The following is a 14,347-nucleotide window of genomic DNA, read 5'->3' on the forward strand; positions in this document are numbered from 1 at the left end:
CATGTACTAATGGTCCACCTTGTAATCCAGGGAAAATAGCAGAGTTAATTTTTTTAGCAATATCTTCATCATTAGTCATAATCATACCACCTCTAGGACCTCTTAAAGTCTTGTGAGTTGTAGTAGTTACAACATCTGCATATGGGAATGGACTCATATGCTCACCAGCAGCAACTAAACCTGCAATATGTGCAATATCAGCAAAAAGAAAAGCTCCTACTTCATCAGCTATTTCTTTAAATCTTTTAAAGTCAATTTCTCTTGCATATGCTGAAGCACCACATACAATGATTTTTGGTTGAACAATCTTAGCTATATCTAATACTCTGTCATAGTTGATTCTACCATCTAACTCAACACCATAATAAAAAGCTTGATAGTTTTTACCAGAGAAACTAGGTTTAGAACCATGAGTTAAGTGTCCACCATGAGATAGATCCATACCTAAGATTTTATCACCAGCTTTTAATAATGCTGCATAAACTGCACCATTAGCTTGGCTTCCTGAATGAGGTTGAACATTTGCAAATTTACAATCAAAGATTTCACAAGCTCTGTCAATAGCTAATTGCTCAGCTTTGTCAGCAAATTCACATCCACCATAATATCTTTTATATGGATACCCTTCTGCATACTTGTTTGTAAATACAGACCCCATAGCTTCCATTACAGCAGGAGATGTAAAGTTTTCACTTGCAATCATCTCTAAGTGTGTTGTTTGTCTCTCTAACTCTGCTTCTACTATATCAAATATCTCTTTATCTGCTTCTTTTAATCTTGCTTCTGTTATATAGCTCATTGTTTTACCCTTTATTAATTTTCTTCTTCTGCATGTAAATCAATTTCATGCTTAATTGGTTTCATTGCTGGAAATAATAATACATCTCTTATTGAGTGTTCATTTGTTAACATCATAACAAGTCTATCTATTCCTATACCTTGTCCTGCTGTTGGTGCCATTCCATATGATAAAGCATTTACAAAATCTTCATCCATTTCATGGGCTTCATCATCACCTGCATCTTTAGCTGCAATTTGACCTTCAAACCTTTGAAGTTGATCAAGTGGGTCATTAAGTTCTGAGAATGCATTTGCTATTTCTTTACCAGCAATAAATAATTCAAATCTATCAGTTAAGTGAGGTTTTTCATCACTTCTTCTTGCAAGAGGAGATATTTCAACTGGATATTCAGTGATAAATGTTGGATTTATAAGTTTATCTTCTACATATTCATCAAATAATTCACCTTGTAGTTGTCCTAAATTTAAGTTAGTATTTACTTCAAGATTTTTTTCTTTCATATAAGCAATAATTTTATCCTTATCTTCAGTAATATCAGCAGGAACACCACCAATAGTTGTAAGTGACTCAATTAAAGGAACTTCACTAAATTTAGAAAAATCAATTTCAAGGTCACCGTATGGAAGTATAGTTGGTAAATCTAAATGTTCAAAAAGATATTCAAAGTATTCTTTTGTAAGTTCAATCAGATCTTTATATGTTTTATATGCCCAATAAAATTCAATAGATGTAAATTCTGGATTATGAGTTGCATCCATTCCTTCATTTCTAAAGTTTCTATTGATTTCAAATACTGCTTCAAAACCACCTACAATTAATCTTTTTAAATATAATTCAGGAGCAATTCTTAAGAATCTATCAACACCTAAAGAATTATGATGTGTTACAAAAGGTTTTGCATTTGCTCCACCAGGAATTGGGTGCATCATTGGCGTTTCAACTTCTAAGAAACCTTTATCTTCAAAAAATCTTCTCGTAAGACTAATCACTTTTGATCTGATATGAAAAGTTTTTCTAACTTCAGAGTTCATAATGAGGTCTAAATATCTTTGTCTATATCTTAATTCTTTATCTTGTATACCATGATATTTTTCTGGTAGAGGTGAAATTGATTTAGTTAAAATTGTTAATTCATGAACATGAAGAGATAATTCTCCTTTATTAGTAACAAATGGGTATCCTGATACTTCAATAATATCTCCAACCTCTACATTTTTCTTAAATATATCATTATAAAAACCTTCAGGTAAGTTGTCTCTTGCTACATAAATTTGTAGAATGCCTGATTCATCTTCAATTTTAAGAAAAGAAGCTTTTCCCATAAGTCTAAAAAACTTTATTCTTCCTGCAACAGTATATTTTCTATTTTCATCTCTTTTATCTTCTTTTTGGAAAATATCAGTGTTTACATTTAAATATTTACTTATCGTTGTATTTCTTGAACTATCATTTGCATAAGGGTTTACCCCTAACTCTCTTAAAACATTAGCTTTTTCAATTCTTTGTTGTATATATTTATTTTCAAACAATCTTAATTTCCTTCTTCTTTTTTTGATTCTTCTGAAATTGAATTTACAATATTCTCACCAGCTTCTTTTGTGGCTTTTTCAATTTCTTGATTTACTGCTTCTTTTGTAGAGTCTATGGCTTCATTTGTTTTTGTCTTTAGATCTTCAAAAGTTTTTTTAGCTTCTTCAGTTATATTTTGAGTATTAAGGTTTTCATCATCATTAGAAAGCTTTTCTTCTATAGGTTTAGTAAAATCTGCTGGATCAAGTTTAACTATAAAACTTCCTGTATCCACTAATAAAGGGAAAGTCATAGAGTTTGATACTTTTTCATTCATTAAATTTTGGAAAGACTCAATTTGATAAATTGCATAAGTTATAACTGAAAAAATAAAAAACACTTTTGCACTACCAAAAACAAAACCTAAAATTCTATCAAAAATACCAAGTCCACTAGCAGAAAATATATTACTTATTATTATTCCTATTATATATAAAATAATCCAAAAACCAATTAGTCCAACAATAAAACCAATTAAATGAATTGTTGCATTGTTTTCTAAAGCTAAAATAGGTGCAATTAAATTACCAATATCTTCAGACATTCTAGAAGCAATAAAAATACCACCAATAATTCCTATTAAGCCAAAAACCTCTTTTATAAAGCCTTTCATTAAACCTTTAAGCCCCAATAATAGAGTAATACTTAATATCACTATATCAAATGCAGTGAACTCTTGCATATAAATCCTTATATTTATAATCTGGCGCAATTATAACTTAGTTTTTCTAAAATAAAAGTTTAAGAGAAATTAATCTTTTTTTGCTAGAATTCTTTCACTATGAATAATGTAAAACGATATCCAACAAAAAAAATATATGTAGGAGATGTAGCTATTGGAGGAGATGCTCCAATATCTGTACAATCAATGACATATAGTAAGACTTCTGATATAGAAGCAACAGTAGAACAAATAAGAGCCTTGCATTTTGCGGGAGCAGATATTGTAAGATTGGCAGTTCCGGACTTAAAAGCAGCACATGCTTTAAAAAGTATAAAAGAACAAACTTCTCTACCAATTGTTGCAGATATACATTTTAACTATAAGTTAGCTTTAATTGCAGCAGAAGTAGTAGATTGTATTAGGCTTAATCCAGGGAATATTGGAGATAAGAAAAGAGTAACAGAAGTAGTAAAAGCTTGTCAACAAAGAAATTTACCTATAAGAATTGGAGTAAATTGTGGTTCTTTGGAATCTCAATTTGAAGATAAATATGGACAAACAGCACGAGGTATGGTAGAAAGTGCAGATTATAATATTAAGTATTTAGAAGATTTAGGTTTTGATGATATTAAGGTATCTTTAAAAGCTAGTGATGTTCAAAGGACAGTTGAAGCATATAGAATGTTAAGACCTATGAATAATTATCCTTTTCATTTAGGTGTTACAGAAGCAGGAACACAGTTTCACTCAACTATTAAATCTTCAATTGCACTTGGAAGTTTACTTCTTGATGGTATTGGTGATACTTTAAGAGTCTCTATGACAGGTGAACTTGAAAAAGAGATTGAAGTAGGACGAGCAATTTTAAAAGATGCAGGTTTAGTTCAAGAGGGGCTTAATATTATTTCTTGTCCAACTTGTGGAAGAATTGAAGCAGATTTAGTTTCAGCTGTTGCAGAAGTTGAAAAAAAGACAAAACACATTAAAACACCTTTAAATGTTTCAGTTATGGGATGTGTTGTAAATGCTTTAGGTGAGGCAAAAGCTGCTGATGTTGCAATAGCTTATGGTAAAAATGTAGGCTTGATTATTAAAAAAGGTGAAACAATAGCAAAATTACCTACTGAAGATCTTTTAGATAGATTTTTACAAGAAGTTGAAGTTGAAGCAAAAAAAGCAAGTGAAGAGTAAGCGTGGATAGTGTATATAGTATAAATATTGAAAGAGCAGTTTTAAGTTCTATTCTCTTTAATCCAGATGAACTTGAAGATATATTAGGTGTTTTAAAACCAAAAGATTTTTATCTTCCTGCACATCAGAAAATATTTGAAGTAATGGTAAAACTTCATGATGATTCAATGCCAATTGATGAAGAATTTATTAAAAAAAGAGTTGATTCTAAAGATGTTGATGATTCGATTTTATTAGAGATTCTTTCTGCAAACCCTATTACTAACACTTTCGCTTATGTAAAAGAGATTAAAGATAGTTCTGTAAAAAGAGAACTTACTACTTTGGCAACAACTATAAAAAAAGTTTCTTTAGAGGAAGAAATTACTGCAAATGATGCCTTAGATGTAGTTCAAAGTGAATTATATAAAATTTCTACAGATAGTTCAACAAGTGAATTAAAAGATATGGAAGAAATTACAGGAGATACTCTTTCATATATTGAGAGGATGAAAAAACTTGGTGGTAAACATTTAATTGGGGAAACAACAGGTTTTTATGATTTAGATAAAAGAACAACAGGTTTTAATGAAGGGGATCTGGTAATTATTGCGGCAAGACCAGCAATGGGTAAAACAGCACTTGTTTTAAATATGGCTTTAAAAAATGTTGAAGCAGGAAAAGGAGTAATTTTTTTCTCTTTAGAAATGCCTGCTGAACAACTAATGCTTAGAATGCTTGCTGCAAAAACTTCAATACCTTTGCAAAATCTTAGAAAAGGTGATATGGATGATAATCAATGGTCTAACTTAACATCTGCTTTTGAAGATTTAAATACAAAAAAACTATTTGTAGATGATGGGGGAAGTGTAAATATTAATCAATTAAGAGCAAGAGTTAGAAAATTAGCCCAAAATGAAGATAACAATATTTCTTTAGTTGTGATTGACTACTTACAGCTTATGCAAGGAACTGGAAATAAAGATAGACATCAAGAGGTCTCAGATATTTCAAGGGGATTAAAAATGCTTGCAAGGGAGATGAAGATTCCAATTATTGCTCTTTCTCAGTTAAATAGGGGACTTGAAAATAGACCAGATAAAAGACCAATGCTTTCAGATCTTAGAGAATCAGGAGCAATAGAACAAGATGCAGATATTATAATGTTTGTATATAGAGATGATGTTTATAAAGAAAGAGATGAAGCAAGAAAAGAAAAAGAAGCAAAAGATAAAGGAGAAGAGTATAAGTCTACTTTTGTTAATAAACCAGTAGAAGAAGCTGAGATTATTATTGGTAAACAAAGAAATGGTCCTATAGGTACTGTTAAATTAGACTTTCAAAAACAATATACTAGATTTGTGGATAAAGAAAACTCAAATGATGCTCCAATAGAAGTTGTATTTGAGTCTGTATCTGATACAAATAAAGAAACAAATATAGAAGTTCCTGATATATTATAATAATATTTATTATTTATTAAGAAAGCTATTGACATAATTATAAAGTTTATTTTAAAAGGATTTTATAATGAAAAAAGCTTTCTCTTTATTAGAACTTATTTTTGCAATTGTTGTAATAGGAATAATTGCTTCTTATGCTGTACCTAAATATTTAAATACAAAAGATAATGCTCTAGCAACAACAATAAAAAGAGATGTTGTTACGATTATAACCTCTGTTCAAAGTTATTATTTGATTAATGGTACAATAAATAATATTTCAGATGTGATTACTTTAAGTAAGTTAAACTGGGAAGTTTCTGATAATAAAATCACTTTTGCACCAAATGATATTGAATGTATTGTTATGGAATTAGATAATAATGAATTAACTTTAGACATTGATTCTGATTCAAGTAATGTTTGTACAATATTAGAAGAAATGGGTGTTGAGAATGAGACTTTTAATTTAATGTAAATTTAGTAGGGAGAAAGATGGAAAAAGCTTTGTTTTTAGATAGAGATGGCGTTGTAAATATTGAAAAAGAGTACTTATATAAAATTGAAGATTTTGAGTTTTTTGAAGGAATCTTTGAAAGTTTAAAAAAAATACAAAACTTAGGCTATAAAATTTTTATAATAACAAATCAATCAGGTATAGCAAGAGGTTATTATACTATTGAAGATTTTAATATTCTTACTTCTTGGATGATAAAGGAATTTGCTAAAAATGCAATAGAAATATCACAAGTTGAGTTTTGTCCCCACGGTCCAAATGATAATTGTTTATGTAGAAAACCAAAAACAGGAATGATTGATAATATTTTAAAAAACTATGATATTGATTTAAAAAACTCTTGGCTTGTTGGAGATAAAAATTCAGATATTCTTTGTGCTAAAAATGCAGGTATCAAAAATACAATTCAAGTAAAAAGTGGACATTTCTTCTTAGAAAATGAGTCAGAAGCAGACTATATATGTGAAAGTATCAAAGAAATTAATAAAATTATACAAGAATAATATTTCTTTCGATAAAATAATGTTACATTTGTAAAAAAAGTAGTAGGATATTAAATGCAATTAAGTTTAGCAGAAAAAAAAATACTTAGCGATTCCATACGTGATATTAAAGACTTTCCTCAAGAAGGTGTAGTTTTTAAAGATATTACCACTTTATTAAATAATAAAGAAGCTTATCAAGTTTTAATGAATCATCTTGAAAATAGATATAGAAGTTATAATTTAGATTATATTGCAGGTATTGACTCAAGAGGTTTTATTTTTGGAGCAGCGTTGGCTGATAGACTTAAAATAGGCTTTGTTCCTGTACGAAAAAAAGGAAAACTTCCTAGTACAACTGTTTGTGAAAAATATGAATTAGAATATGGTTATGATGAAGTAGAGATTCATCTTGATGCTTTTCCTAAGAAAGATGCAAGAGTTCTTCTTATTGATGATTTACTTGCTACAGGGGGAACAGCAAATGCAGCTTCAAAGCTTATTAAGAATGTTAATGCTAATTTAATTGAAGTTTGTTTTTTATTAAACTTAACATTTTTATCTGGTGCAACAAAAATTGAAAAACATGCACCAGTTTATTCAATATTAGAAATTTAAAGAAAGAATTATGAAAGAAATTTATATACCAAAAATAAGTAAATATGACCCTGACGAAAATGGACACTTTGGTGAATTTGGTGGAAGATATGTTCCTGAAACTCTTATGCCTGTGTTAAAAGAATTAGAAGCAGAATATAAAAAATATAGGTTTAATAAAGAATTTTGGCAAGAAGTAAATGCTTTATTAAAAGATTATGTTGGAAGAGAAACACCTTTATATTTAGCAGAAAATATTTCAGAAGAAATAGGTGCTAAAGTTTATTTAAAAAGAGAAGATTTAAATCATACTGGTGCACACAAAGTTAATAATGTTATTGCACAAGGACTTTTAGCTAAAAAATTAGGGAAAACAAAAGTTATAGCTGAAACTGGAGCAGGTCAACACGGTGTTGCAACTGCTACAATTGCAGCATTATTAGGTCTTGACTGTACTGTTTTTATGGGTGCAAAAGATGTTGCAAGACAAGAATTAAATGTATTTAGAATGAAACTTTTAGGAGCAAAAGTAATTGCAGTTGAAAGTGGAAGTAAAACTTTAAAAGATGCAATGAATGATGCTATTAGGTATTGGGTAACTAATGCTAGAGATACTTTCTATATTATTGGTACTGTAGCTGGTCCCCATCCATATCCTCTTATGGTTAGAGACTTTCAAGCAATAATTGGCTTTGAATCAAGAAAACAGATATTAGAAAAAGAAGGAAAACTTCCTGATTATGTATTAGCCTGTATCGGTGGTGGATCAAATGCTATTGGAATGTTTTCACATTTTTTAGAAGATGAAAGTGTTCAATGTATTGGAATTGAAGCAGGTGGTTTAGGACTTGATACAGATAAACATGGCTGCTCTTTAGAAAAAGGAAGTCCAGGGGTTTTACATGGTCAGTGCTCTTACCTTTTACAAGATGAAAATGGACAAGTATTAGAAGCACATTCAATAAGTGCAGGTCTTGATTATCCAGGAATTGGACCAGAACATTCATTTCATAAGGATAATAAAAGTGTACAATATGATTCTATAACAGATGAAGAAGCTATGAAAGCTTTTGTATGGTTAAGTCAAAAAGAAGGAATAATACCTGCTTTTGAATCAGCTCATGCAATTGCATATTTAAAAAAAGCAAAAGAGAAATTCAAAGAAAAAACAATAATTATAAATTTATCTGGCCGGGGTGATAAAGATATGGTGCAAGCTAAAGAAATCTTGCATTTTGATTAGGAAGATAGATGAAAGACTTTATCCAAAATAATTCAGGCAAATTATTATTTTTATTAGTTGCTTTATTCCTAATCTTTTTAGGTTATAACTTATATTTAGCACCTGTTGAAGGTTTTGAAAATAAATTTATTTACCTTTTAAAAACATACGGTTATATAATTCTTTTTGCTTGGAGTATTTTAGAAGGAGAAATGGGTCTTATTATGGCTGGTCTTTTATCTCATAGTGGACACATGAATTTATATATGGCTATTTTTGTTGCAGGCTTGGGTGGATTTGCAGGGGACCAAATATATTTTTATACAGGAAGATTTAATAAGTCTTATGTGCATAAAAAGTTTAAAGGTCAAAGAAGAAAGTTTGCATTAGCACATATTTTATTACAAAAATATGGTTGGCCAATTATTTTTGCTCAAAGATATATGTATGGTATGAGAACAATTATTCCAATTTCTATTGGATTAACAAGATATAGCGCCAAGACATTTGCTTTTATAAATTTAATTAGTGCTTGGTGTTGGGCAGCTATTACTATTGTTCCAGTTTGGTATTTTGGTGAAGAGATTTTAATTGTGTTAAAATGGGCAAAAGAACACTGGTATTATGCTTTACCATTTGCGATGGTATTCGGTGGAAGCATAGTTTACTATTTCCATGTAATGACAAAGAAAAAGGAGAAATAAATGAAATTAAATTTAATTGAAAAAAATATAAAAAAAGTAAATACTGATTTAGAAATTATAATTGTAGATTCTATTAAAAATTTAAAAGAGAAAGAGATTTTAGAAAACTTAAGCTTCGAAGCAAAAGATGAGGTGTCAGTTTTACTTCCAGAATCAAAAAAGATTTTTGTTGGATGTGAAGCTAATGATTATGATTCTTTAGCAATAGCAATAGCAACAGCTGTTAAAAAATTTAGCTCAACTAAATTTACAAGTGCAAAAGTTAAAGTTGAAAAAGACAGTGTAAAAGCTTTAGTTGAAGGTGCTGCTCTTGGTGCTTACAAATTTGATAAATATAAATCTGAAAAGAAAAAAGAAAAAGAAAAAGAATTAAACTTTTGTATAGAAAAAGTTTCAAAAGCTATTAAGAATAGTTTTGAAGAGTCTTTAGAAATTGCAAAAGCTGTAAATAAAACTAGGGATATGGTAAATACTACTCCAGAGGATTTTTATCCAGATGTTATGGCAAAAGAAGCAAAAGATATTGCAAAAGAAGCAAAATTAGAGTGTGTAATACATGGTGAAAAATATTTAGAAAAAAATGCAATGTTTGCAATGCTAAGTGTTGGTAGAGCATCTAGACATGAGTCTAAACTTATTCATTTATCATATAAACCATCAAATGCTAAGAAAAAAATAGTATTAGTTGGTAAGGGATTAACTTATGATTCAGGTGGATTATCTTTAAAACCAGCAGACTTTATGACAACTATGAAATCAGATAAAAGTGGTGGTTGTGCAGTTCTTGGAATTATGAGTGTTATTTCAAAATTACAGCTTCCTTTTGAAGTTCATGGTATTGTTGGTGCAGTTGAAAATATGATTGGTGGAGATGCTTATAAGCCTGATGATGTATTAAAAGCTAAAAATGGAACTACTATTGAAGTTAAAAATACTGATGCAGAAGGAAGACTTGTATTAGCTGATTGCTTATGTTATGCACAAGATGAAATTAAAGATATTGATTATCTTTTTGACTATGCAACATTAACTGGAGCTTGTGTAGTTGGAGTAGGTGAATATACTTCTGGTATCATGGGTAATAATAATGATTTAGCACAAGAAGTTGTAAATAATGCAAATAAAGCAGGTGAATATGCTACTGTTCTACACTTTAATAGATTTTTAAAGAAAACTATAAAATCTGAAGTTGCAGATATAAATAACATTGCAAGTACTAGATACGGGGGTTCTATTACAGCTGGAATTTTCTTAGAGAAATTTATTGCAAAAGAGAATAAAGACAAATGGATACACCATGATATCGCAGGACCTGCTTATGTAGAAAAAGCTTGGGGATATAATCCCTTTGGTGGAAGTGGTGCAGGAGTTAGAATGACTCTTGAGTTTTTAAAGAATATGAAATAATAATATTGTATACTTTCATTAGGAGAAAAAATGATTAATATAGAGAAGAAACCTAAAATTTTAGTTATTGGTGATCTTATGATAGATTCTTATTTAATAGGTTCTTGTGACAGAATAGCTATAGATGCACCTGTTCCTGTTGTAGATGTAAAAAAAGAAAAATCTGTTTTAGGTGGAGCTGGAAATGTAATTAGAAATTTAGCTTCTCTTGGTGCAGATGTTAGTGTTATGTCAGTTGTAGGTGATGATGATAATGCAAAATTAGTAAAACATCTTTTAGATGAAGTAGGCACAAAATCTTTTTTACTTGAACAAAAGGGACGAAAAACTTCTAAAAAAACAAGAATTCTTGCTGGAACATCACAAATTTTTAGATTTGACCATGAAAGTAAAAATAATATTTCTTTTGAGAATGTGAAAAACCTATATTCTAAATTAGTAGAAAAAATAAATGCTTTTGATGCAATTTTATTAGCAGATTATGGGAAAGGTGTTTTAACAAAAGATTTTACACAAAAAATTATTTCTTATGCTAATAAAAATAATGTAAAAGTTATTGTTGACCCTCATGGAAGTAACTATAGTAAATATGAGGGAGCAACACTAGTTCTTGCTAATATAGAGGAAGCCCAAAAAATTAGTAATATTGAAATTTCGAATGATGATAAGATTTTAGAAGCTCTAAAACTTATAAAAAGTGAATTAAAAACAGAATATGCGATTATAACATTAGCAGAAGAAGGAATTGCAATATTAAATAATGATAAATTATCAGTATTGCCAACAGTTCCTTTAGAGGTTTTTGATATTACAGGTTCTGGGGATACTGTATTAGCTTCATTAGGTTTTGCGTTGGCTTTAAATAATAATATTTATGATTCTGTAGAATTTGCAAACTTAGCTACAGGTGTTGTATTAAGAAAAGCAGGAACTGCAACAGTTTCAATTGAAGAAATACAATCAGATCAAGTATATCTTGATAAAAAACTAATAGAAAAAAATTTAGCTTGTAAAGTAAAATAAAAATATAGGAAGTGATATGAAAAGTAATTATTCGGTTTTATATGCAGAAGACGATGAAAATGTAAGAAAGAACTATGTTCTTTATCTTGAAAATTTTTTTGATAAAATTTATGAAGCAGATAATGGTTTAGATGCCTTAAACTTATATAAAGATAAAAAACCAGATATATTGCTTTTAGATATTACTATGCCTAAATTAAATGGTTTAGAAGTAATCAGAAAAATTAGAGAATTAGATAATACAACACCTATTATTGTATTAAGTGCACATTCTCATAAAGAATATCTTTTTGAAGCAATTAAATTAAATTTAGTAGATTATTTAATTAAACCAATTAATAGAAATGAGTTTAAAGAAGTAATTGAAAATTCGATAAAAAGATTAGAAGATGAATCTTTAAATGAAGATACAAAAGTTGTAATTAATAATAAATGTTATTGGGATTCTAGATCAAGAATTTTATTTTTTAAAGAAAAAATTGTTGATTTAACTAAGAATGAGAGAATACTTTTTGAGTTAATGTTAAATAAAAAGAATCAAATAGTTAAACCTACTGAAATTTCATCATATGTTTGGAATACAAAAAATGATGTAAATGATGCAAGTATTAGAAATTTAGTTAAAAGATTACGAAAAAAACTTCCAGTTGATATCATAGATAGTATTTATGGTAGTGGTTATATTTTAAGTTATTAAATTTGAGATTAATTTAAAAGAGAGTAATATTCGCTCTCAAATAAAGAAATAAAGGTTATTAATGGGATTAGGAGTAGGAATAGTAGGGCTTCCAAATGTAGGTAAATCAACAACTTTTAATGCTTTAACAAAAGCACAAAATGCAGAGGCTCAAAATTATCCTTTTTGTACAATTGAACCAAATAAAGCAGTTGTACCAGTACCAGATAAAAGGTTAGATGAATTAGCAAAAATAGTTGAACCAAATAAAATTCAACATTCTATAATTGATTTTGTGGATATTGCAGGTTTAGTAAGAGGCGCAAGTAAAGGTGAAGGTTTAGGAAATCAATTTTTATCTAATATTAGAGAAGTAGAAGTTATTTTACATATGGTTAGATGCTTTGATGATGGTAATATTACTCACGTAGAAGGTGATGTTAATCCTATCAGAGATATTGAGATTATTGAGACTGAACTTATTTATGCTGATATTACTCAGTGTGAAAAGAAAATTGAAAAACTGAAAAAACAATCAAAAGGTTCTAAAGAAGCAGCAGCTATGTTAGTAGTAGCAGAAGCTTTATTAAAACACTTAGAAGATCTTCAACCTGTTAAAACTTTTGAAGATATTGAAAATGATTTATTTCTTCAAATGGATAAAGAATTAAGATTCCTATCAAATAAAGATGTAATCTATGGTGCAAATATGGATGAAGACTCTTTAATGGAAGGTACAAATGAGTATGTAGATGCTTTAAGAGCACATGCTCAAGAAGTAAATGCAGATGTAATTACTCTTTGTGCTAAGATTGAAGAAGAACTTGTTGGAATGGATGATGAAGAGGCAAAAGAACTTTTAACTGATTTAGGTGTTGAAGAATCAGGATTAGAACAAATTATTCATAAAGCCTTTGATAAATTAGGATTACAATCATACTTCACTGCTGGAAAAGTAGAAGTTAGAGCTTGGACTATAAGAAAAGGAACGAAAGCTCCTCAAGCAGCAGCTGTTATTCATAATGATTTTGAAAAAGGATTTATTAAAGCAGAAGTTATATCTTATGAAGATTTTGTTGCAAATGGTGGTGAATCTAAATGTAAAGAATTAGGTAAATTAAGACTTGAAGGGAAAGATTATATTGTACAAGATGGTGATATAATGCATTTTAGATTTAACACATAATTAGCTATAATAAATATAACTTAATTCATAGGAGAGTAAGTAGTATGAATAATTGTTTAATTGAAAAAATAGAAGCCCTTCCTCCTCTTCCTAAGACAATCTTAGATATTGAAGCGTTTCGACAAAAAAATGAAAAAGAAGCTTTTGAATTATTACAAATTATTGAAAAAGATGCTTTAATAGTTTCAACTCTATTAAAAGTATCTAACTCTGCTATGTTTGGCTTTAGAAGTAAAGTTGAGACTGCAAGTAAGGCTATTAATCTTTTAGGTATAAACTTTACTATTTCAATAGCAATTGGTGGTACTGTTCAAAATCTTTTAAAAACTAATCTTTCTATATATGGTATAGATAATGATGATTTTATGAGAGCTTCAAATTTAGCTACAACTTTGGCTTCACTTTGGCTTACAAAAGTTTCTTTTGATTTAAAAGAGGAGTTACTCTTACCTTCATTATTACAAGAAACAGGTAAGTTTGTTCTTGCTGATGTTATTGAAAGTGAGAAAAAAGCAGAGGACTTTAAACAAGAATTAGCTTCAAATAAAACTATTCCAGAAGTGGAGAAAGAGTTTACTGGAACAACAACTTCTAAAATAACAGCTCAAATTTTCAGACATTGGAAATTAAGTGATAATTTAACAAATGTAATTGAAAATGTTGATTCTTTAGAAAACTGTAATGATGAATATCGTAAAAAATCAGAAATATTAGATGTAATTAAAACAATCTGTGATGTTACAGATCCTATGAGTATAGAAAGTATTGAAAAAGGTATATCTAAAGCAAGAAAATATAACTTAGATATAAAAAGTCTTGAATCTGCTATTGAAAAGTTGGAAGATAGACTTTTAGATGAATAAATTATTTATTCATCAATATCTAA

The 14,347-nt window shown here is 28.9% G+C and carries 15 protein-coding genes; 12 read left to right on the forward strand and 3 right to left on the reverse strand.

Annotated features, from left to right (window positions below; genetic code table 11):
• The 3 genes from CP965_RS00005 to CP965_RS00015 all read right to left on the reverse strand — a co-directional run.
• On the reverse strand, positions 1-799 hold a 799-nt coding region (locus CP965_RS00005; protein WP_129059979.1), incomplete at its 3' end, for a serine hydroxymethyltransferase.
• A 14-nt stretch (positions 800-813) separates the two neighbouring features.
• Positions 814-2,331 (reverse strand): lysine--tRNA ligase, encoded by a 1,518-nt coding sequence (gene lysS, locus CP965_RS00010; protein ID WP_129059980.1) that lies wholly within the window; start codon positions 2,329-2,331, stop codon positions 814-816.
• 2 nt (positions 2,332-2,333) lie between these two features.
• Positions 2,334-3,053, reverse strand: a complete 720-nt coding sequence (locus tag CP965_RS00015; RefSeq protein WP_129059981.1) for a CvpA family protein — start codon at positions 3,051-3,053, stop codon at positions 2,334-2,336.
• 99 nt (positions 3,054-3,152) lie between these two features.
• Between CP965_RS00015 and ispG the strand changes: the two genes are divergently transcribed.
• The 12 genes from ispG (at position 3,153) to CP965_RS00075 (ending at position 14,324) form a co-directional block, all read left to right on the forward strand.
• Positions 3,153-4,226, forward strand: a complete 1,074-nt coding sequence (ispG, locus tag CP965_RS00020) for a flavodoxin-dependent (E)-4-hydroxy-3-methylbut-2-enyl-diphosphate synthase (protein WP_129059982.1) — start codon at positions 3,153-3,155, stop codon at positions 4,224-4,226.
• Between the two features lie 2 nt (positions 4,227-4,228).
• Positions 4,229-5,668 carry a replicative DNA helicase gene (locus CP965_RS00025; protein ID WP_129059983.1) on the forward strand — a complete coding sequence of 480 codons (1,440 nt, stop codon included), beginning with the start codon at positions 4,229-4,231 and terminating at the stop codon, positions 5,666-5,668.
• A gap of 67 nt (positions 5,669-5,735) precedes the next feature.
• A complete protein-coding gene (locus tag CP965_RS00030) occupies positions 5,736-6,125 on the forward strand; it encodes a type II secretion system protein (protein WP_129059984.1) in 390 nt (129 codons plus the stop codon).
• A 17-nt stretch (positions 6,126-6,142) separates the two neighbouring features.
• On the forward strand, positions 6,143-6,667 hold the full coding sequence (gmhB, locus tag CP965_RS00035) for a D-glycero-beta-D-manno-heptose 1,7-bisphosphate 7-phosphatase (protein ID WP_129059985.1): 525 nt from the start codon (positions 6,143-6,145) through the stop codon (positions 6,665-6,667).
• Positions 6,668-6,721: 54 nt separating this feature from the next.
• On the forward strand, positions 6,722-7,264 hold the full coding sequence (locus CP965_RS00040; RefSeq protein ID WP_129059986.1) for an adenine phosphoribosyltransferase: 543 nt from the start codon (positions 6,722-6,724) through the stop codon (positions 7,262-7,264).
• Positions 7,265-7,274: 10 nt separating this feature from the next.
• Positions 7,275-8,486 (forward strand): tryptophan synthase subunit beta, encoded by a 1,212-nt coding sequence (trpB, locus tag CP965_RS00045; protein ID WP_206732222.1) that lies wholly within the window; start codon positions 7,275-7,277, stop codon positions 8,484-8,486.
• 8 nt (positions 8,487-8,494) lie between these two features.
• The gene (locus CP965_RS00050; protein WP_129059987.1) at positions 8,495-9,169 is read left to right on the forward strand and encodes a DedA family protein; all 675 of its coding nucleotides are present in this window, start codon (positions 8,495-8,497) and stop codon (positions 9,167-9,169) included.
• Positions 9,170-10,576, forward strand: coding sequence for a leucyl aminopeptidase (locus CP965_RS00055; protein WP_129059988.1), 1,407 nt, complete (start codon positions 9,170-9,172; stop codon positions 10,574-10,576). It abuts the gene before it with no gap.
• Between the two features lie 30 nt (positions 10,577-10,606).
• On the forward strand, positions 10,607-11,599 hold the full coding sequence (locus tag CP965_RS00060; RefSeq protein ID WP_129059989.1) for a bifunctional heptose 7-phosphate kinase/heptose 1-phosphate adenyltransferase: 993 nt from the start codon (positions 10,607-10,609) through the stop codon (positions 11,597-11,599).
• A gap of 16 nt (positions 11,600-11,615) precedes the next feature.
• Complete coding sequence (locus tag CP965_RS00065) at positions 11,616-12,296, forward strand: response regulator transcription factor (RefSeq protein ID WP_129059990.1); 681 nt, start codon at positions 11,616-11,618, stop codon at positions 12,294-12,296.
• A 61-nt stretch (positions 12,297-12,357) separates the two neighbouring features.
• Positions 12,358-13,461 (forward strand): redox-regulated ATPase YchF, encoded by a 1,104-nt coding sequence (gene ychF, locus CP965_RS00070; RefSeq protein WP_129059991.1) that lies wholly within the window; start codon positions 12,358-12,360, stop codon positions 13,459-13,461.
• Between the two features lie 44 nt (positions 13,462-13,505).
• A complete protein-coding gene (locus CP965_RS00075) occupies positions 13,506-14,324 on the forward strand; it encodes an HDOD domain-containing protein (protein WP_129059992.1) in 819 nt (272 codons plus the stop codon).
• Positions 14,325-14,347 lie beyond the last annotated feature (23 nt).

Origin of the sequence: Halarcobacter mediterraneus (genome assembly GCF_004116625.1) — a bacterium.
In the GTDB taxonomy this organism is placed as follows: Bacteria; Campylobacterota; Campylobacteria; order Campylobacterales; family Arcobacteraceae; genus Halarcobacter; species Halarcobacter mediterraneus.